Raw genomic sequence first — 19,697 nt, 5'->3', positions numbered from 1 at the left:
GGAGCTCTGGGAGCCGTGGGAGCTGTAGGAGCCGTGGGAACCGGGAGAGCCCGCGATGGACGACCCTCGTGAAAGCGTGCACAAGCCCCCGCCTACCATGGAGCGCGTGCCGAACCAGACCCGCGCCGGAGCCGCAGCCGCCGTGCGCAACCCCCTAGCCTTCATCGCCGCCCGCTGGACGCCGGACCCCCGGACGGTCCGGCGGGCGGCCCTCACCGCGCTCGTCATGGCGGTGGTCATCGTCGTCACCGGCGGCGCCGTCCGGCTGACCGGCTCGGGCCTGGGCTGCCCGACGTGGCCCAAGTGCACCGACGACTCGCTCACCGCCACCCGCGAGATGGGCCTGCACGGCGCCATCGAGTTCGGCAACCGCCTGCTGACGTACGTGCTGTGCGCCGCGGTCGGCTGGGCGATCATCGCCGCCCGCTCGACCAAGCCGTACCGGCGCGGGCTGACCCGGCTGGGCTGGGCGCAGTTCTGGATCGTGATGAGCAACGCCGTCCTCGGCGGCATCGTGGTGCTCGTCGGACTCAACCCGTACACGGTCGCGGCCCACTTCGTGGCGACCTCGGCGCTCATCGCCGTCGCCACGGTGATGTGGCAGCGCGCCCGGGAGGGCGACGCGGCACCGCGCCCGCTGGTGGGCCGGTCCGTGCAGCAGCTGGTGTGGGTTCTGGTCGCCGCCTCGGTGCTGCTGATCCTGGTCGGCACGGTGGTCACCGGCGCCGGTCCGCACGCGGGCGACTCCAGCGAGGTCCCGCGGATGCCGGTGGACTGGGAGACGGTCAGCAAGGTGCACGCCGTGCTGGCGTGGGTCGTGGTGACGCTGACGTTCGCCCTGTGGTTCGTGCTCAAGGCCGTCGACGCGCCCAAGGGGCCGCTGGCCCGCACCCGTGACCTGTTCCTGGTCCTGCTCGCGCAGGGCGTCATCGGATACGTGCAGTACTTCACGGACCTGCCGGAGGTCCTGGTCGGCCTGCACATGTTCGGCTCCGCCGTGACCTGGGTCGCGGTGCTGCTGGTGGTCCTGTCGCTGCGCGAGCGCCCCGAGGCGCCGGTCGCGTCCGGGGCGCCGCTCCCGGGGGCGGCTGCTCAGCCGTCGTACGAGGCCACCAGCGCGTCGATGGCCGGTCCCAGGTAGGCCCTGGTCAGCTCGGCCCGGCGCGCGGTCCACTCCCCGGTGGGCGGGGCGGGGTCGCCGTAGCGGCGCCGCCGGATGTCCTCGACGACGGCGCCGGGCGCCCCCAGTCCGGGCAGTTCCGCCAGCGCCTCCCGCTTGGAGACGAGCCGGTTCTCGCGCACGGTGACGGTGGCGCGGGCGAACGTCAGCAGGCCCATGTCGACCCAGACCTCCTGCCGCCACAGGTGCGGGCGGCGCACGGCCGGCCGCCAGAAGTCGCGCTGGTCGCGGACGACGAAGCCGGCCAGCTCCTCGTCCGGCACCGGCGGCAGCAGCCCCGCGGGCCGCGCCCCGTGCAGGACACGCCCGAATCCGTGCAGTTCACGGCGGGCCACGGGGGTGACCGGCCGCCTGAGGAGCCGCCCGTGCGCCCAGGTGAGATGCCGCCGCGCGGCGCCGGCCGCGGTGGCCGGGGTCAGATACGTGCAGTGCAGCCGGTCCGCCCGCGGTGCTCCGCGCAGGCCCGCGTGCAGCACGCCCACCCGCCACGCGGTGCGCGCCGTCACCGGACGCTTCAGGACGGCGATCAGGTCGAGGTCGCTGCGGCCCTCCTGATAGTCGCCGCCCGCCAGCGAACCGTGCGCCCAGACGGCGACGGGGGCGAGCGGTGCGAGGCCCGTGAGGAAGCGGTCGAGCAAGGCATCGGTCGGCGTCATCCGCCCAGTCTCCGCACCCCGGCCCCGCCCGTACACCCGCCGCACAGGCCGGCCGTGCGCCCGCTCCGCAGCTCAGTGAAGGCCGTACACCCTGCCCGCGTTCCCCGACGCGATCATCCCGGCCACCCGTTGCGCGTCGCCCAGGGACCACGCCCCCTCGGCCACCCAGGTGCCGAGCACCCGGCCGAGGGCCTCGCGGAACAGGCGGGCCCCCACCACGTGCAGCTCGGGCAGGCCCTGGGCGCCGCTGGAGAACAGGATCTTGCCGAACGGGGCCAGCTCCAGGATCTCCGCGAGGACGGTCGCCGCACGGGCGCCGGTGCGCACCAGGGCGGCGCCCGAGTCGGCGTAGACGTGCGAGAAGACGCCGGCGAGGTGGGCCGCGTGCCGGTGGTACGGGTAGCCGTGCAGCAGGACCAGGTCGGTGCCGAGTCCGGCGGTGGCCCGGACGAAGTCGGTGAGCAGGACGGGGTCGGTGCGGTCGATGCGCAGACCCGGCTCGCCGAGCCCGGCGTGCAGCTGGAGCGGGAGGTTGGAGGCGACGGCGATCCACAGCAGGTGGCGCAGCAGCACCGGGTCGCTCAGCTCCCCGCCGACCTCGCGCCCGGCCAGCCAGCGCCCGGCGGCGCCCCGCACCTCACCGGCGCCCGGCGGCTCGGGGGCGAGGGCGAGGCCGTGCCGGGCACCGGCGACGGAGGTGAAGGCGACGGCGTGCGCCGCGGCCGCGTGCACCGCCTCGGCGAGGTTGGCGAGGAAGGACTCCACGGTGCCGGAGGTGTCGGCGACCTGCTCGGCGAGCAGTTCCAGGCGCACGATCTCGTGGGCGTCGGCGGCCGCGGCCGCGGCCAGCTCGGCGGGCCCGGTCAGGTCCCCGGACAGGCCCGTGTCGACCAGGTAGGTGGTGATGCCGCTGCCGCGCAGCAGCCTGCGGTCGGCCTCCATGACGCCCAGTTCACGGCGCCGGGCGAGATAGCGGGCGGGCGGGCAGTGCGGCTCCAGGCCGAGCAGCGGCGGGCACCAGCGGCGCACCGCGAACCCGGTCTGGGTGTCGAACAGGGTGGTGCCCGGCGCGGGCGGGCCCTCGGTGCGGGCCAGCTGGGCCTCGAAGGTGCCGAGGCCCAGCTCCGTTCTCAGTACGCCGTGGCAGTACTGGTCCACCAGGGACGGCGTTTCGATCATCCGGGCTCCCCGTGACTGGACCGTCTCCTCGGGCCGTGCCGCCACGGCCCCCTACGGTCCTAACGGGTGAACCGGGTGTCAGGTGTTGCTCGGGCCGCCGACCTGGATGCCCGCCATGCGCGACCACTCGTACGGCCCGGTGCGCACCTTCGCCGCGAAGTCGCCGTCGAACGCCTCGTGGACGGTGATCCCGGACTTCTCCACCGCCTTCTCGGCGATCGCGTACGAGGACGCGACCACGTCTCCCCAGCCGCCGTCCTCGCCGACGAGCACGATCCGGGCGCCGCGCTGGCCGAGGTAGGACACCTGGCCCTCGGCGCCGCCGTGGGCCTTGGAGAAGGAGCCGATCCGCCGGGCCAGTCGGGCCACCTCGCGCTCGGCCTTCGCGTCAACCTGCTGCGTGTCTGCCATGGTCAGGATGCTACCGACGGGTAGATCAAACGGCGACGGGCGGGGTGCGTGGCCTTGGCCACGCACCCCGCCCGCCGGGGAAGGGGTGTCTCAGCGCAGGAACGGGTCCACCGCGACCGCCAGGAACAGGACCGACACGTAGGTGATCGACCAGTGGAACAGCCGCATCTCCTTGAGCTTGGCGCCCGTCACCTCGGCCTTGGCGCGGTTCTGCAGCCCGTGCGCCTCCCACAGCCACATGCCGCCGGCCAGCAGGGCGACCGCCGTGTAGAACCAGCCGGTGTAGCCGAGCGGGGTGAGCAGCAGGGACACCGCGACCATCACCCAGCTGTAGATCACGATCTGCTTGGCGACGACCTTGTTGGAGGCGATCACCGGGAGCATCGGCACGCCCACGCGCGCGTAGTCGTCCTTCACCTTCATGGACAGCGGCCAGTAGTGCGGCGGCGTCCAGAAGAACATCACCAGGAACAGCACGACCGGCGCCCAGGACATCGAGTTGGTCACCGCCGACCAGCCGATGAGGACCGGCAGACAGCCGGCGATGCCGCCCCAGACGATGTTCTGCGAGGTGCGGCGCTTGAGGATCATCGTGTAGACGACGACGTAGAAGAGGAGGGCGCCGAGGGACAGCCAGGCCGACAGCCAGTTGACGGTCAGGCCGAACAGGAGCGTCGAGACCACCGCGAGGGCGATGCCGAAGACCAGGCACTCGCGGGGGCTGACCATCCCGGTGACCAGGGGGCGCTGCGAGGTGCGCTCCATCAGGGCGTCGATGTCACGGTCGATGTACATGTTGAGCGCGTTGGCGCCGCCCGCGGAGAGGTAGCCGCCGATACAGGTCAGCAGCACCAGCTTCATGTCCGGCACGCCCTGTTCGGCGAGGAACATCACCGGAACGGTGGTGATCAGCAGAAGCTCGATGATCCGCGGCTTGGTCAGCGCCACGAACGCCTTGACACGGGCCCCGAACGGCCGGTGACTCGGGCTCTGGCTCGTCCCGATAACCCCCGCAGGACGGGATTCAACGGCCGTCACGCACACCCCTGACAGAGACATCCCAGCAAGCCCCCCGTGTGAAGCGGCGGTAATGGGGCTCGCGCGTACCACGCCACTTTAGACGTTGCCCATACCCCGCCCTTCGCGGGGGTGGGGTCGTGTTGGCGGGCGTGCTCCGACGTGCGTACAGGGAGTCGAATGAGCGGTCAGATGAGCGCCTGCGTATTCACTTGCCGAATGCCGTTTCGCCCAGTCGGGAGGCGGACTCCGAAGACTCCCGGCAGTCTGGATTCCGGGGGAAAAACGCACGTACTTACGGGGGTAGGCTCAGCAGCGGCCGGCCGATGCGCAAACGCCGGCAGCCGGTGGGTGCCCACACGCACCGGCATCCGACATGTGGAGAGGAGCCCTGACTCAGGGTGAGCACCAAGCCGACCACCACAGACCTCGAGTGGACCGAACTGGACCGCCGGGCCGTCGACACCGCCCGCGTCCTGGCCGCCGACGCCGTACAGAAGGTCGGCAACGGCCATCCGGGTACGGCGATGAGCCTGGCGCCAGCCGCCTACACCCTCTTCCAGAAGGTGATGCGGCACGACCCCGCCGACGCGGACTGGGTCGGGCGCGACCGCTTCGTGCTGTCCGCCGGCCACTCGTCCCTGACCCTCTACACCCAGCTGTACCTGGCCGGCTTCGGCCTGGAGCTGGACGACCTGAAGTCCTTCCGGACCTGGGGCTCGAAGACCCCGGGCCACCCCGAGTACGGCCACACCACCGGCGTGGAGACCACCACCGGCCCGCTGGGCCAGGGTGTCGCCAACGCCGTCGGCATGGCGATGGCCGCCCGCTACGAGCGCGGCCTGTTCGACCCGGAGGCGCCGGTCGGCGAGTCCCCGTTCGACCACTTCATCTACTGCATCGCCGGTGACGGCTGCCTCCAGGAGGGCATCTCCGCCGAGGCGTCCTCGATGGCCGGCCACCAGAAGCTCGGCAACCTGGTCCTGCTGTGGGACGACAACCACATCTCGATCGAGGGCGACACCGAGACCGCTGTGTCCGAGGACACGGTCAAGCGGTACGAGGCCTACGGCTGGCACGTGCAGCGCGTCGCCCCGAAGCCGGACGGCGACCTGGACCCGAACGCGATCTACGACGCGATCCAGGAGGCGAAGAAGGTCACGGACAGGCCGTCCTTCATCGCCATGCGCTCGATCATCGCCTGGCCGGCCCCGAACGCGCAGAACACCGAGGCCGCTCACGGCTCGGCCCTCGGCGAGGACGAGGTCGCGGCCACCAAGCGCGTCCTCGGCTTCGACCCGGCCAAGTCCTTCGAGGTGGCCGACGACGTCCTCGCCCACACCCGGCAGGCGCTGGACCGGGGCCGGGCCGCGCGCGCCGTGTGGGAGAAGTCCTTCCAGCAGTGGCGGGACAACAACCCCGAGCGCGCCGCCGAGTACGACCGGGTCGCCAAGGGCGGGCTGCCCACCGGCTGGGCGGAGAAGATCCCGGTCTTCGAGACGGGCAAGGGCGTCGCCACGCGCGCCGCGTCCGGCAAGGTGCTCCAGGCGCTCGGCGCGGTGATCCCCGAGCTGTGGGGCGGCTCCGCCGACCTGGCCGGCTCGAACAACACCACGATCGACAAGACCAGCTCCTTCCTCCCGGCGGACAACCCGCTGCCGGAGGCGGACCCGTACGGCCGCACCATCCACTTCGGCATCCGCGAGCACGCGATGGCCGCGGAGATGAACGGCATCGCGCTGCACGGCAACACCCGCGTCTACGGCGGCACCTTCCTGGTGTTCTCCGACTACATGCGCAACGCGGTGCGGCTGTCGGCGCTGATGCACCTGCCGGTGACGTACGTGTGGACGCACGACTCCATCGGCCTGGGCGAGGACGGCCCGACCCACCAGCCGGTGGAGCACCTGGCCTCGCTGCGCGCCATCCCGGGCCTGAACGTCGTCCGCCCGGCCGACGCCAACGAGACCGCGATCGCCTGGCGCGAGATCCTCCAGCGCTGGACCAAGGAGTTCGGCAAGGGCACCCCGCACGGTCTGGCGCTCACCCGGCAGGGCGTGCCGACGTACGAGCCGAACGACGACGCGGCCAAGGGCGGCTACGTACTGTTCGAGGCCGAAGGGCCCTCCGGGCAGAACGCCGCGCCGCAGGCGATCCTCATCGCCACCGGCTCCGAGGTGCACGTCGCCGTCGAGGCGCGCGAGCGGCTCCAGGCCGACGGTGTGCCCACCCGCGTGGTGTCGATGCCGTGCGTGGAGTGGTTCGAGGAGCAGGACCAGGGGTACCGGGACAGCGTTCTGCCGCCGTCCGTGAGGGCTCGTGTCGCGGTCGAGGCAGGCGTGGGTCTGACCTGGCACAAGTACGTGGGGGACGCCGGCCGCATCGTTTCGCTGGAGCACTTCGGTGCCTCCGCCGACGGCAAGGTGCTCTTCGAGAAGTTCGGCTTCACCGCCGAGAACGTCGCCGAGAAGGCGAAGGAATCGATCGCCGCGGCCCAGCGCTGACGCTCGTATACGACACGTAGGAGATGCATATTCCATGACAGACGCACTCAAGCGCCTCTCCGATGAAGGCGTCGCGATCTGGCTGGACGACCTGTCCCGCAAGCGGATCACGTCCGGCAACCTCGCCGAGCTGATCGACCAGCAGCACGTCGTGGGCGTCACCACCAACCCGACGATCTTCCAGAAGGCGATCTCCCAGGGCGACGGCTACGACCAGCAGCTGTCCGACCTCGCGGCCCGCAAGGTGACCGTCGAGGAGGCCATCCGCATGATCACCACGGCGGACGTCCGGGACGCCGCCGACATCCTGCGCCCGGTGTACGACGCCACCGGGGGCAAGGACGGCCGGGTCTCCATCGAGGTCGACCCGCGCCTGGCGCACAACACCAAGGCGACCGTCGCCGAGGCCCGGCAGCTGGCCTGGCTGGTGGACCGGCCCAACACCTTCATCAAGATCCCGGCCACCGAGGCGGGCCTGCCCGCGATCGCCGAGACGATCGGCAACGGCATCAGCGTCAACGTCACGCTGATCTTCTCGCTGGAGCGCTACCGCAAGGTCATGGACGCGTTCATGACCGGTCTGGAGAAGGCCAAGGAGCGCGGGCTGGACCTGTCGCAGATCCACTCCGTGGCGTCCTTCTTCGTGTCCCGCGTGGACACCGAGATCGACAAGCGGATCGACGCGCTCGGCACCGACGAGGCCAAGGCTCTGCGCGGCAAGGCCGCCGTCGCCAACGCGCGCCTGGCCTACCAGGCCTACGAGGAGGTCTTCGCCTCCGACCGCTGGGCCGAGCTGGAGAAGGCGGGCGCCAACAGGCAGCGCCCGCTGTGGGCGTCGACCGGCGTGAAGGACAAGGCGTACAGCGACACCATGTACGTCACCGACCTGGTGGCGCCGAACACGGTGAACACCATGCCGGAGGCCACCCTGCTGGCCACCGAGGACCACGGCGAGATCACCGGCGACACCGTCGCCGGGACCTACGAGCAGGCCCGCGCCGACCTCGACGCGGTCGAGAAGCTCGGGATCGCCTACGACGAGGTGGTCCGGCTCCTGGAGGAAGAGGGCGTCGAGAAGTTCGAGGCGTCCTGGAACGACCTGCTGAAGTCGACCGAGGCGGAGCTGAAGCGCCTCGCTCCCTCGGAGGGCTGACAATTTGTCAAGCAGCAACCCGCTGCGTGACCCCGCAGACCGACGGCTCCCGCGTATCGCGGGGCCGTCGGGTCTGGTCATCTTCGGCGTCACGGGCGATCTGTCTCGCAAGAAGCTCATGCCCGCCGTGTACGACCTCGCCAACCGGGGTCTGCTGCCGCCGGGCTTCTCACTCGTCGGCTTCGCCCGCCGCGACTGGGAGCACGAGGACTTCGCCCAGGTCGTGCACGACGCCGTCAAGGAGCACTCCCGCACCCCGTTCCGCGAGGAGGTCTGGCAGCAGCTCATCCAGGGGATGCGCTTCGTCCAGGGCACCTTCGACGACGACGAGGCGTTCCGGCGGCTGCGCGGCACCATCGAGGAGTTGGACAAGGCGCAGGGCACGGGCGGCAACTTCGCCTTCTACCTGTCCGTGCCGCCGAAGTCCTTCCCCGTGGTGATCCAGCAGCTGAAGAAGCACGGGCTGGCCGACCAGTCGGGCGGTTCCTGGCGGCGCGCGGTGATCGAGAAGCCGTTCGGCCACGACCTGAGGTCGGCCGAGGAGCTGAACTCCATCGTCCACGAGGTCTTCGCCCCGGACCAGGTCTTCCGTATCGACCACTACCTGGGCAAGGAGACCGTCCAGAACATCCTGGCGCTGCGCTTCGCCAACACGATGTTCGAGCCGATCTGGAACCGCTCGTACGTCGACCACGTGCAGATCACCATGGCCGAGGACATCGGCATCGGCGGCCGGGCCGGCTACTACGACGGCATCGGCGCCGCCCGGGACGTCATCCAGAACCACCTGCTCCAGCTCCTGGCGCTGACCGCCATGGAGGAGCCGTCCTCCTTCGACGCGGACGCGCTGGCCGCGGAGAAGACCAAGGTGCTCGGCGCGGTCCGGCTGCCGAAGGACCTGGGCCGGGACACCGTACGCGCCCAGTACGCGGCCGGCTGGCAGGGCGGAGCGAAGGTCATCGGCTACCTCGACGAGGAGGGCATCGACCCGAGGTCGAAGACCGACACCTACGCGGCGATCAAGCTGGCGATCGACAACCGCCGCTGGGCGGGCGTCCCCTTCTACCTGCGCACCGGCAAGCGGCTGGGCCGCCGGGTGACGGAGATCGCGGTCGTCCTCCAGCGCGCTCCGCACTCCCCCTTCGACACCACGGCGACGGAGGAGCTGGGCCAGAACGCGATCGTCATCCGGGTCCAGCCGGACGAGGGCGTCACCGTCCGCTTCGGCTCCAAGGTGCCGGGCACCTCGATGGAGATCCGGGACGTGTCGATGGACTTCGCCTACGGCGAGTCGTTCACCGAGTCCAGCCCGGAGGCGTACGAGCGCCTCATCCTCGACGTGCTGCTCGGCGACGCGAACCTCTTCCCGCGCACCGAGGAGGTCGAGCTGTCCTGGAAGATCCTCGACCCGATCGAGGAGTACTGGGACCGGCACGGCACGCCGGCCCGGTATCCGGCCGGGACGTGGGGACCCGTCGAGGCGGACGACATGCTCGAGCGAGACGGACGGAGCTGGCGCCGGCCATGAAGATCGACCTCACGGACACCACGGCCAGCAAGATCAACAAAGCGCTGGTGCAGGGGCGGCGGGCCATCGGCACGCCGGCCATCGGCATGGTGCTCACCCTGGTCGTCGTCACGGACGAGGAGAACGCCTACGACGCGCTGAAGGCGGCGAGCGACGCCTCGCACGAGCATCCCTCGCGCACGCTCGTCGTCATCAAGCGGGTCTCCCGCTCGCCCCGGGACCGTACGCAGTCGCGGCTGGACGCCGAGGTGCGCCTCGGCGCGGACGCCAGTACCGGCGAGACGGTGGTGCTGCGGCTGCACGGCGAGGTGGTCGACCACGCCCAGTCGGTGGTCCTGCCCCTCCTCCTGCCGGACGCGCCGGTGGTGGTGTGGTGGCCGGTGAACGCGCCGCTGGACCCGGCCAGCGACCCGCTGGGCTCGCTGGCGCAGCGCAGGGTCACCGACACCTACGCCTGCGAGCAGCCGGTGGAGGAACTGATCGCCCGCGCCGGCACCTACACGCCCGGCGACACCGACCTGTCCTGGACCCGGATCACGCCGTGGCGCTCGATGCTGGCGGCGGCCCTGGACCAGGTGGCCTGCGAGGTGCAGGGCGTCGAGGTGGAGGGCGAGGAGTTCAACCCGAGCTGCGAGCTGCTGGCGATGTGGCTCGCGGACCGGCTGGACGTGCCCGTGCGGCGGTCGGTGTCCGCCGGGCCCGGCCTGACGGCGGTCCGCCTGGACACGGACTGCGGCCCGATCGTCCTGGACCGGGGGGACGGCACCCTCGCCAATCTCTCCATCCAGGGCCAGCCGAACCGCGCGGTGGCGCTCAAGCGCCGGGACACCGCGGAGCTGATCGCGGAGGAGCTGCGGCGCCTCGACCCGGACGACACCTATGCGTCGGCGCTGCGGTACGGCGTGGACCGGTTGAACGCGGGTTCGGGTGACGCGAGCGCCAAAGGAGAACCCGGAGGGCCCGGGGGCCCGGGGGGCGAACCCGTCGCGGTCCCCGCTCCCGTCGAGACGGCTGCGAAAGCTCCCGCGAAGGACGCGGCGCAGGAGGAGGCACCGGTGAGGAAGGCGGCGGCGAAGTGAGCACGCACACCCCCCAGCTGGTCGTGCACCGCGACAAGGACCTGATGGCGCAGGCCGCCGCGGCCCGCCTGCTCACCAAGATCGTGGACGCGCAGGCCTCCCGGGGTTCGGCGTCCGTGGTGCTGACGGGCGGCCGCAACGGCAACGGCCTGCTGGCGGCGCTCGCGGCCTCGCCGGCCCGGGACGCCGTCGACTGGAGCCGGCTGGACCTGTGGTGGGGCGACGAGCGGTTCCTGCCGGAGGGCGATCCGGAGCGCAATGTCACGCAGGCCCGCGAGGCGCTGCTCGACTCGGTGCCGCTGGACCCGGAGCGGGTGCATGCGATGCCGGCGTCGGACGGGCCGCACGGCGACGACGTGGACGCCGCGGCGGCGGCGTACGCCGAGGAGCTGGCCCGGGCCTCGGCGCCCGAGAACCACGCGCCGGTGCCGTCCTTCGACGTCCTGCTGCTCGGTGTGGGCCCGGACACGCACGTCGCCTCTCTCTTCCCGGAACTGCCGGCGGTCCGCGAGACCGAGCGCGCGGTGGTCGGCGTCCACGGCTCCCCCAAGCCGCCGCCGACCCGGGTGACGCTCACCCTCCCGGCCATCCGCGCCGCCCGGGAGGTATGGCTCCTGGCGGCCGGCGAGGACAAGGCCCGGGCGGCGGCGATCGCCCTGTCCGGGGCGGGCGAGATCCAGGCCCCGGCGGCGGGGGCGCGGGGGCGGTCCCGCACCCTGTGGCTCCTGGACGCGGCGGCGGCGTCGCAGCTGCCACGGGACCTGTACCCACCGGCGTCCGCATAGAGGTGTTCCACCCCCGCCCCCGGCTCCTCAAGCCCCGGAGGGGCCGGCATACCAGCCCGTCTGGGGGCACCCCCTCTGGGGGGTTTGAGGACGAGGCCGTCCAGGCCGAAGCGGGGGTCTGGGGGCGCCGCCCCCAGGGGACGGGACGGGCAGGGGCGGCGGGGGCGAGAGACTCCCGGAGCCCCCTACTTCACCGACCCCGCCATCACCCCCTGCCCGAAGTGCCGCTGGAACGCGAAGAACACGGCCACCGGGACGATCAGCGACAGGAACGCCCCCGGTGCCAGGACGTCGATGTCGCTGCCGAACCGGCGGATCTGCGACTGGAGTTCCACGGGCAGCGGCTGCGCGGAGCTGTCCGCGAACAGCAGGGCGACCAGCATGTCGTTCCACACCCACAGGAACTGGGAGATGGCGAGGCTGGCGATGGCCGGCCGGCCCACCGGGAGCACGAGCCGGGTGAAGATCCCCACTCGCTGCCGCCGTCCGTCCGCGCGGCCTCCAGCATCTCCTTCGGCATCTCGGAGAAGTAGTTCCGCAGCAGGAACACGGCGAACGGCAGCCCGCAGGCGACGTGGAAGAGCACCACCCCCGGGATCGTGCCGAACAGGCCCAGCCGGCCGAAGAGTTCGGCCACCGGCAGCAGGCCGATCTGCACGGGCACCACCAGCAGCGCCACCACGACCAGGAAGACCGCGTCGCGGCCGGGGAAGTCCAGCCAGGCGAAGGCGTACCCGGCGAGCGCCGCGACGACCACGACCAGCACCGTGGTCGGCACCGAGATCAGCACGGTGTTCCAGAAGGCCTGCCGTCCTTCAGCACGACGGGCGCGTCGCCGCCGCTGACCACGGGCGCCTCGCCGCCCTCGACGGCCGGGAAGGGGAAGAAGTCCGCGTCCTCGCCGATCGACTTGCCGAACTGGTCCTTGGCGACGCCGGCCACGAAGTTTCCGCTCGCGCACTGGCTGATCGACGCGCAGGGCGCCTCCGGCGGCATCGGCGCCGGGATCGCCCGGAGCCCCTCCCCCGCGCTGCTGCTCGCCCTCGGCGCGGGCGCGGTGCTCGGCGCGGTGGCGCTGTCCGCCCTGCCGGCGTCCCGCGCGGCCCGGCGCCAGCCGGCGGACACGCTGAGCGCGGTGGCGTGACCGTGCCGGACGGTCAGCGGCAGTCCGGGTCGTAGGGGTTCTGGCTGTACGGGCTCTGGTTGTACGGGCTCTGGTTGTACGGATTCTGGCTGTACGGGCTCGGGTCGTACGGATTCCGGCCGTAGGCGTTTCGCGGAGGCGCGTACGGGTGGCCGTACGGGTTCCCCTGCGGCGGCAGGTACGGCGGTGCCGTCGGCGGCATCGGCGGGGGCGGGCCCGGCAGCGGCGGCTGGATCGCCGGATGGGCCGCCAGCAGGATGCCGTACCGGCGCCTGAGCCGCCCGGTCTCCAGCAGCGCGATGCCGGTGACCGTGACCGGCGCGCCCAGGATGAAGACGATGCCCAAGGTCAGACCGAGGCCGTGCAGATCGCCGGTGAGCAGGTCGGGGAGCGCCATCAGCCAGGTCGTCACCGTCGCGAGCAGCGGCGGCAGACAGCGGTGGACACCGGCGGTGCCGAAGAAGTTCCCGGACACGCACACGGCACCGCGGGCCACGAAGGCGAGCAGCCAGAACGCCAGGGGCGCGAGCACCAGCACGAACATGCCGGCGCGGGACGCCGAGCGGAGCAGGTACACCGTGAGCACGATGGTGCCCACGAAGAGCAGCAGCAGCTTCAGCGAGTTGAGCAGCGGCGTCCGCAGCGCCCGCACCGTGCCGCCGCGCCGCCACACCCACAGCATCACGCCGACCGTGAGCGGCGTGATGAACAGCAGGACGGCGGAGGCCGTCAGCATGTTCTCCAGCATCTCCTCGAAGGCGAAGCCGCCCTCGACGTAGGTGTAGACGCCGACGGCCGCGATCGTCCCGGCGATCAGCCGCACCCGCTTGAGGCGCTCGATCGACGGGTCGAGCGCATCCGGGATCCACACCGGATGGAACACGGCGCGGGCCGCGCGCCCGGGGCGCAGCAGATCCCGCGCCGTCAGGTCTCCACCCGTCCAACTCCCTGGCGAACGAGCCACGTTGCCCTCCCCCGAGTCATGGCGACATGATCGCGGGGAGTCTACACAGGGAGGCCCTCTCCCATCACGCGCGGCCGCGCAACTCCCGGTAGGCGGCGACCAGGGCCCGGGTGGAGGCGTCCAGGCCGGGCACGCCGGCGCCCTCGGTCAGCGCCGGCTCGACCCGCTTGGCCAGCACCTTGCCCAGCTCGACGCCCCACTGGTCGAAGGAGTCGATGTTCCACACCGCGCCCTGCACGAACACCTTGTGCTCGTACAGGGCGACGAGCTGGCCGAGGACCGACGGCGTCAGCTCGCGCGCGAGGACGGTGGTCGTCGGGTGGTTGCCCTTGAAAGTCTTGTGGGGGACCAGTTCCTCGGGCACCCCTTCCGCCCGCACCTCGTCCGGCGTCTTGCCGAAGGCCAGTGCCTGGGTCTGGGCGAAGAAGTTGGCCATCAGCAGGTCGTGCTGCGCCTTCAGCTCGTCGCTCAGCTCGGCCACCGGCTCGGCGAACCCGATGAAGTCGGCCGGGATCAGCTTGGTGCCCTGGTGGATGAGCTGGTAGTAGGCGTGCTGCCCGTTGGTGCCGGGCGTGCCCCACACGACCGGTCCGGTCTGCCAGTCGACCTCGCGCCCGTCCCGGCCGACGTACTTGCCGTTGGACTCCATGTCGAGCTGCTGGAGGTAGGCGGTGAACTTCGACAGGTAGTGCGAGTACGGCAGCACCGCGTGCGACTGGGCGCCCAGGAAGTTGCCGTACCAGACGCCCAGCAGGCCCAGCAGCAGCGGCACGTTGGACTCGGCGGGCGCGGTGCGGAAGTGCTCGTCGACGAGGCGGAAGCCGTCGAGCATCTCCCGGAAGCGGGCCGGGCCGATGGCGATCATCAACGACAGGCCGATCGCCGAGTCGTAGGAGTAGCGGCCGCCGACCCAGTCCCAGAACTCGAACATGTTGGCCGGGTCGATGCCGAACTCGGCGACCTTCTCGGCGTTCGTGGACAGGGCCACGAAGTGCCTGGCGACGGCGGCCCGGTCACCGAGGGCGCTCAGCAGCCAGCTGCGCGCGGAGGTGGCGTTGGTGACCGTCTCGATCGTGGTGAAGGTCTTGGAGGCGATGATGAACAGCGTCTCGGCCGGGTCCAGGTCGCGGGTGGCCTCGTGCAGGTCGGCGCCGTCGACGTTGGAGACGAAGCGGACGGTCAGGTCGCGGTCGGTGAAGGCGCGCAGGACCTCGTACGCCATGGCCGGGCCGAGGTCGGAGCCGCCGATGCCGACGTTGACGACGTTCCTGATGCGCTTGCCGGTGTGGCCGGTCCACGCGCCGGAGCGGACCCGCTCGGCGAAGTCGGCCATCTTGTCGAGGACGGCGTGCACCTTCGGCACCACGTTCTCGCCGTCGACCTCGATCACCGCGTCCCGCGGGGCGCGCAGCGCGGTGTGCAGGACGGCCCGGTTCTCGGTGACGTTGATCTTCTCGCCGCGGAACATGGCGTCGCGCAGGCCGAAGACGTCGGTGGCGGCGGCCAGCTCGCGCAGCAGCCGCAGCGTCTCGTCGGTGACGAGGTGCTTGGAGTAGTCGACATACAGGTCGCCGACCCGGAGGGTGTAGCCGGTACCGCGGCCCGGTTCGGCGGCGAACAGCTCGCGCAGGTGCGTCTCGCCGAGTTCCTCGCGGTGCTTGGCCAGCGCGGTCCACTCGGGCGTCTGGTTGAGCCTGGTACGGCCGTCTGCGTTCATGTGGGCTTCAGCCTTCTCTCGTGCCTGTCCCTGCTGCCGGTCCCAACCTAATTGATCAGGACGGCGGCGACCGGACGAGGAGGACGGCGGCGCTCGGCGCCGGCCGGAGGTGGCCAGAGGTGGCCGGACCGTGTCCGGCCAGGCGCCCACATGGTGCCCGGCCGGTGTCCAATTCCTAGATCTCGCCCCGCAGTTTGGCGAGCGCCTCGGCGAGGATCGCCTCGCCGTCCGCGTCGCTGCGCCGCTCGCGCACGTACGCCAGGTGCGTCTTGTACGGCTCGATGCGCGGAGGGTCCGGCGGGTTGTCCCGGTCCTGCCCGGCCGGGAAGCCGCAGCGCGGGCAGTCCCAGGTCTCGGGCACCTGCGCATCGCTGGCGAAACTCGGCTGGGTTTCGTGTCCGTTGGAGCACCAGAAGGAGACGCGCAGACGGGGCGCGGACTCGCCGCGCTCGGCCTCGCCCATCGGCCCCGCCCCGACCCGGCTTCCTCGGATCGCGTTGCCACTTGCCACGGTCGTTACTCCCTGCGTGATGGTGCCGCGAAGCGAGTCGGCGTTCCGCTTCGCTGCGAGCGCCTCAGTCTACGTAAGGCCCAACGCGCGTCCAGTGAGCGGAGTTACACGGAGCCCGCTGCGACGGCGCAGGCCCCATGATAGGCCGCGCCGTGGAGCGCGGACCCGAACATGGGGCCTTACGGGAAGAAGTGCGTGCCGCGTGCGCGTCACCGTTTCAGTTGTTGGCCTTCATCAGCAGCCCGAGCACGACGATGCACGCGACCCAGAGCAGACCGACCACCACGGTGATCCGGTCGAGGTTGCGCTCGGCGACCGAGGAGCCACCGACGGAGGACTGCATGCCGCCACCGAACATGTCGGAGAGGCCGCCGCCCTTCCCCTTGTGCATCAGCACCAGCAGCATCAGCAGCAGGCTGAAGACGAGCAGGGTGATGGAGAACCCCAGAACCACGGCTGGACCAACTTCCTCGGATGCGGATGGACGACGGGGGCACGGTGGAGTGGGCCACCATGCCCCCGCAAGGGTACGACGTATCGCCGCTAGCGCATACTCACTGGTCGCGGAAGCGGACGATCTTGACGAACTCGTCGGCGTCCAGCGAGGCGCCGCCGACCAGGGCGCCGTCGATGTCGGCCTGCGCCATGATCTCGGCGACGTTGCCGGACTTGACCGAGCCGCCGTACTGGATGCGGACCTTGTCGGCGACCTCCTGCGAGTACAGCTCGGCGATCTTGCCGCGGATGGCCGCGCAGACCTCCTGGGCGTCCTCGGCGCCGCAGACCTTGCCGGTGCCGATGGCCCACACCGGCTCGTAGGCGATCACGACGGTCTCGGCCTGCTCGGCCGGGAGGTCCTTCAGGCCGCCCTCGACCTGGGCGAGGGTGTGCGGGACGTGGTTGCCGGCCTCGCGGACCTCCAGCTCCTCACCGACGCACAGGATCGGGGTCAGGCCGTGCTTGTAGGCCGCCTTGACCTTGGCGTTCACCAGCTCGTCGGTCTCCGCGTGGTACTGGCGCCGCTCGGAGTGGCCGATCGCCACATAGGTGCACTTCAGCTTGGCCAGCATCGGGCCGGAGATCTCGCCGGTGTAGGCGCCGCCGTCGTGGGCGGAGATGTCCTGGGCGCCGTACTTGATCCGCAGCTTGTCCCCGTCGACGAGGGTCTGCACGGAGCGCAGGTCGGTGAACGGCGGCAGGACGGCGACCTCGACGGCCTCGTAGTCCTTGTCGGCCAGGGCGAAGGCGAGCTTCTGGACGTGGGCGATGGCCTCCAGGTGGTTGAGGTTCATCTTCCAGTTGCCCGCCATCAGCGGCGTGCGGGTACTCATTGAGGGTCAGTCCTCCAGTGCGGCGAGGCCGGGGAGCGTCTTGCCCTCGAGGTATTCGAGGGAGGCGCCGCCACCGGTCGAGATGTGGCCGAATGCGTTTTCGTCGAAGCCGAGGGTACGGACGGCCGCGGCGGAGTCGCCGCCGCCGACCACGGTGAAGCCGTCGGCGCCGACGAGGGCCTGGGCGACCGCCTTGGTGCCCTCGGCGTAGTCGGGGTGCTCGAAGACGCCCATGGGGCCGTTCCAGAACACGGTGGCCGCGTCGGCGAGCTTCGAGGCGTACAGCTTGCGGGTCTCGGGACCGATGTCGAGACCCTCCTGGTCGGCCGGGATGGCGTCCGCGGCGACGGTGGTGGGGTTGGCCGGAGCCTTGGTCTTCAGGTCCGGGAACTCGGTCGACACCAGGACGTCGACGGGGAGGACCAGCTCGACGCCGCTCTTCTCCGCGCGCTCGATGTACTCGGTGACGACCGGGATCTGGTCCTCCTGCAGGAGGGAGATGCCGACCTCGTAGCCCTTGGCCTTGAGGAAGGTGTACGCCATGCCGCCGCCGATGAGCAGCCGGTCGGCCTTGCCGAGCAGCTGGTCGATGACGGCGAGCTTGTCGGAGACCTTGGCGCCGCCGAGGGCGACCACGTAGGGCCGCTTGACGTCCTCGGTGAGCTTCTTCAGGACACCGACCTCGGTGGCGATGAGGTACCCGGCGTAGTGCGGCAGTCGCTTGGGCAGGTCGAAGACCGAGGCGTGCTTGCGGTGCACCGCGCCGAAGCCGTCGCCCACGTACACGTCGGCGAGGCCGGCCAGCCGGTCGGCGAAGGCGGCGCGCTCGGCGTCGTCCTTGGACGTCTCACCGGCGTTGAAGCGCAGGTTCTCGATGACCGCGACCCGGCCGTCGGCGAGGCCGGAGACGACGGCCTCGGCGGAGCTGCCGACCGTGTCCTCGGCGAAGGCGACGTCGGCGCCGAGCAGCTCACCGAGGCGCTGGGCGGCCGGGGCCAGGGAGAACGCCGGGTCCGGGGCGCCCTTGGGGCGGCCCAGGTGGGAGGCGACGATCACGCGCGCGCCCGCGTCGGCGAGGGCCTTGACGGTGGGCAGCACGGCGCGGATGCGGCCGTCGTCGGTGATGGTGGTGCCGTCCAGCGGCACGTTGAGATCGGCGCGGACGAAGACACGCTTGCCCGTCACGCCGTCGGAGAGGAGTTCGTCGATCGTCTTCATGCAGAGGCTCCCGGGGCTCTTGATCGCTCGTGATCCTACGAGGGCTGGTGGTGCTGGACGCGAGGCAGGGCCCGGACAGCGCGACCCTGCGCTGCCCGAGCCCTGCTACCGCATCGAGATGCCTGCTGTCAGGCGATCAGAGCTGGTTGCCGACGAAGACCGTCAGGTCGACGAGGCGGTTGGAGTAGCCCCACTCGTTGTCGTACCAGCCGATGACCTTCACGTTCTTGCCCTCCTGGACCATGGTCAGGGAGGAGTCGAAGGTGCAGGACGCCGGGGCGTTGACGATGTCGGAGGAGACGATCGCGTCCTCCGTGTACTCGAGGTAGCCCTTCAGCTCGCCCTCGGCGGCCTTCTGGAAGGCGGCGTTGACCTCTTCCTTGGTGACCTCGCGGGAGAGCTCGACCACCAGGTCGGTGACGGAGCCGGTGGGGACCGGGACGCGCATGGCCATGCCGTCCAGCTTGCCCTTGAGCTGCGGCAGGACCAGGGCGGTGGCCTTGGCGGCGCCGGTGGTGGTCGGGATGATGTTCTCGGCGGCGGCACGGGCGCGGCGCAGGTCCTTGTGCGGGAAGTCCAGGATGCGCTGGTCGTTCGTGTACGCGTGCACCGTCGTCATCAGGCCCTTGACGATGCCGAAGTTCTCGTCGAGCACCTTCGCCATCGGCGCCACGCAGTTGGTGGTGCAGGAGGCGTTGGAGATGACGTGGTGGTTCGCCGGGTCGTACGTGTCGTGGTTGACGCCCATCACGATGGTGACGTCTTCGTTCTTCGCCGGGGCGGAGATGATGACCTTCTTGGCGCCGCCGGTGATGTGCTTCTCGGCGTCTTCCTTCTTGGTGAAGATGCCGGTCGACTCGATGACGATGTCGACGCCCAGCTCGCCCCAGGGGATCTCGGCCGGGTTGCGCTCGGAGAGGACCTTGACGGTCTTGTCGCCGACGGTGATGGTGTCCTCGGTGTGCGTAACCTCCTGCTTGAGGCGGCCGAGGATGGTGTCGTACTTCAGCAGGTGAGCGGTGGTCGCGGTGTCACCCAGGTCGTTGACAGCCACGATCTCGATGTCTGCACCCTGCTCCAGCAGCGCGCGGAAGTAGTTACGACCGATGCGGCCGAAGCCGTTGATGCCTACGCGGATCGTCACGAACCGATCTCCTCGTTGGTACGCCGGCCCGATGTGCCGGCGAGCTGTGTTTGGGATGTCCCCGACCGCCTACGACCCTACCTCTCCGACGCCTCGTGGGTGACATCGAGACGGCCCATACACGGCATGGCGGTCCGTACCCGTCAGTAGGGGTACGGACCGCCCGGCGACGACGG

17 protein-coding genes and 3 pseudogenes are annotated in these 19,697 nt (G+C 71.0%); 7 read left to right on the top strand and 13 right to left on the bottom strand.

The window, feature by feature from the left end; genetic code table 11:
* The first annotated feature begins 97 nt into the window (after positions 1-97).
* Positions 98-1,141, top strand: a complete 1,044-nt coding sequence (locus tag ACLGIH_RS26315) for a COX15/CtaA family protein (RefSeq protein ID WP_416527759.1) — start codon at positions 98-100, stop codon at positions 1,139-1,141.
* Here ACLGIH_RS26315 and ACLGIH_RS26310 read toward each other — a convergent pair.
* The 4 genes from ACLGIH_RS26310 to ACLGIH_RS26295 form a co-directional block, all read right to left on the bottom strand.
* The gene (locus ACLGIH_RS26310) at positions 1,093-1,836 is read right to left on the bottom strand and encodes a nucleotidyltransferase family protein (protein WP_416527758.1); all 744 of its coding nucleotides are present in this window, start codon (positions 1,834-1,836) and stop codon (positions 1,093-1,095) included. The two genes, ACLGIH_RS26315 and ACLGIH_RS26310, sit on opposite strands and share 49 nt — an antisense overlap.
* Before the next feature lie 72 nt (positions 1,837-1,908).
* A complete protein-coding gene (locus ACLGIH_RS26305; protein WP_416527757.1) occupies positions 1,909-3,015 on the bottom strand; it encodes an amidohydrolase family protein in 1,107 nt (368 codons plus the stop codon).
* 78 nt (positions 3,016-3,093) lie between these two features.
* Positions 3,094-3,426 carry a hypothetical protein gene (locus tag ACLGIH_RS26300; RefSeq protein ID WP_416527756.1) on the bottom strand — a complete coding sequence of 111 codons (333 nt, stop codon included), beginning with the start codon at positions 3,424-3,426 and terminating at the stop codon, positions 3,094-3,096.
* A gap of 90 nt (positions 3,427-3,516) precedes the next feature.
* Positions 3,517-4,485: a heme o synthase gene (locus ACLGIH_RS26295; RefSeq protein WP_416527755.1), complete on the bottom strand. Its 969-nt coding sequence runs from the start codon at positions 4,483-4,485 to the stop codon at positions 3,517-3,519.
* Between the two features lie 359 nt (positions 4,486-4,844).
* On the opposite strand from ACLGIH_RS26295, the gene tkt reads away from it, so the two are divergent.
* From tkt to pgl, 5 genes are read left to right on the top strand one after another with little or no spacing between them, the layout of a single operon-like run.
* Complete coding sequence (gene tkt, locus ACLGIH_RS26290; RefSeq protein ID WP_416527754.1) at positions 4,845-6,947, top strand: transketolase; 2,103 nt, start codon at positions 4,845-4,847, stop codon at positions 6,945-6,947.
* 34 nt (positions 6,948-6,981) lie between these two features.
* The gene (gene tal / locus ACLGIH_RS26285; RefSeq protein WP_416527753.1) at positions 6,982-8,100 is read left to right on the top strand and encodes a transaldolase; all 1,119 of its coding nucleotides are present in this window, start codon (positions 6,982-6,984) and stop codon (positions 8,098-8,100) included.
* 4 nt (positions 8,101-8,104) lie between these two features.
* Complete coding sequence (zwf, locus tag ACLGIH_RS26280) at positions 8,105-9,628, top strand: glucose-6-phosphate dehydrogenase (protein WP_416527752.1); 1,524 nt, start codon at positions 8,105-8,107, stop codon at positions 9,626-9,628.
* The gene (gene opcA / locus ACLGIH_RS26275; protein ID WP_416527751.1) at positions 9,625-10,707 is read left to right on the top strand and encodes a glucose-6-phosphate dehydrogenase assembly protein OpcA; all 1,083 of its coding nucleotides are present in this window, start codon (positions 9,625-9,627) and stop codon (positions 10,705-10,707) included. Before zwf ends, opcA begins: the two co-directional genes overlap by 4 nt.
* Complete coding sequence (gene pgl, locus ACLGIH_RS26270) at positions 10,704-11,492, top strand: 6-phosphogluconolactonase (RefSeq protein WP_416527750.1); 789 nt, start codon at positions 10,704-10,706, stop codon at positions 11,490-11,492. Before opcA ends, pgl begins: the two co-directional genes overlap by 4 nt.
* A 185-nt stretch (positions 11,493-11,677) precedes the next feature.
* Here pgl and ACLGIH_RS26265 read toward each other — a convergent pair.
* Positions 11,678-12,300: pseudogene (locus ACLGIH_RS26265) on the bottom strand (carbohydrate ABC transporter permease); the annotation flags it as partial.
* Positions 12,297-12,443, bottom strand: a pseudogene (locus ACLGIH_RS26260) (carbohydrate ABC transporter substrate-binding protein); the annotation flags it as partial. The pseudogenes ACLGIH_RS26260 and ACLGIH_RS26265, both read right to left, overlap by 4 nt.
* Here ACLGIH_RS26260 and ACLGIH_RS26255 point away from each other — a divergent pair.
* Positions 12,442-12,636 (top strand): annotated as a pseudogene (locus ACLGIH_RS26255) (hypothetical protein); the annotation flags it as partial. The pseudogenes ACLGIH_RS26260 and ACLGIH_RS26255 overlap by 2 nt on opposite strands.
* A 13-nt stretch (positions 12,637-12,649) precedes the next feature.
* Here the strand turns inward: ACLGIH_RS26255 and ACLGIH_RS26250 are convergent.
* The 7 genes from ACLGIH_RS26250 to gap all read right to left on the bottom strand — a co-directional run bounded on the left by ACLGIH_RS26250 (position 12,650) and on the right by gap (position 19,521).
* The gene (locus ACLGIH_RS26250) at positions 12,650-13,600 is read right to left on the bottom strand and encodes a hypothetical protein (protein ID WP_416527749.1); all 951 of its coding nucleotides are present in this window, start codon (positions 13,598-13,600) and stop codon (positions 12,650-12,652) included.
* Between the two features lie 64 nt (positions 13,601-13,664).
* Positions 13,665-15,317, bottom strand: a complete 1,653-nt coding sequence (gene pgi, locus ACLGIH_RS26245) for a glucose-6-phosphate isomerase (RefSeq protein ID WP_416527748.1) — start codon at positions 15,315-15,317, stop codon at positions 13,665-13,667.
* Positions 15,318-15,492: 175 nt separating this feature from the next.
* On the bottom strand, positions 15,493-15,828 hold the full coding sequence (locus ACLGIH_RS26240; protein ID WP_416527747.1) for an RNA polymerase-binding protein RbpA: 336 nt from the start codon (positions 15,826-15,828) through the stop codon (positions 15,493-15,495).
* 217 nt (positions 15,829-16,045) lie between these two features.
* Positions 16,046-16,282 (bottom strand): preprotein translocase subunit SecG, encoded by a 237-nt coding sequence (secG, locus tag ACLGIH_RS26235; protein ID WP_416527746.1) that lies wholly within the window; start codon positions 16,280-16,282, stop codon positions 16,046-16,048.
* A 100-nt stretch (positions 16,283-16,382) separates the two neighbouring features.
* Positions 16,383-17,159: a triose-phosphate isomerase gene (gene tpiA, locus ACLGIH_RS26230; RefSeq protein ID WP_416527745.1), complete on the bottom strand. Its 777-nt coding sequence runs from the start codon at positions 17,157-17,159 to the stop codon at positions 16,383-16,385.
* Positions 17,160-17,165: 6 nt separating this feature from the next.
* The gene (locus ACLGIH_RS26225; protein ID WP_416527744.1) at positions 17,166-18,377 is read right to left on the bottom strand and encodes a phosphoglycerate kinase; all 1,212 of its coding nucleotides are present in this window, start codon (positions 18,375-18,377) and stop codon (positions 17,166-17,168) included.
* 136 nt (positions 18,378-18,513) lie between these two features.
* Positions 18,514-19,521, bottom strand: coding sequence for a type I glyceraldehyde-3-phosphate dehydrogenase (gap, locus tag ACLGIH_RS26220; protein ID WP_416527743.1), 1,008 nt, complete (start codon positions 19,519-19,521; stop codon positions 18,514-18,516).
* Positions 19,522-19,697 lie beyond the last annotated feature (176 nt).

The organism is Streptomyces hamibioticus (genome assembly GCF_047946815.1).
GTDB lineage: Bacteria > Actinomycetota > Actinomycetes > Streptomycetales > Streptomycetaceae > Streptomyces.
This window is presented reverse-complemented; position numbering and strand designations above follow the sequence as displayed.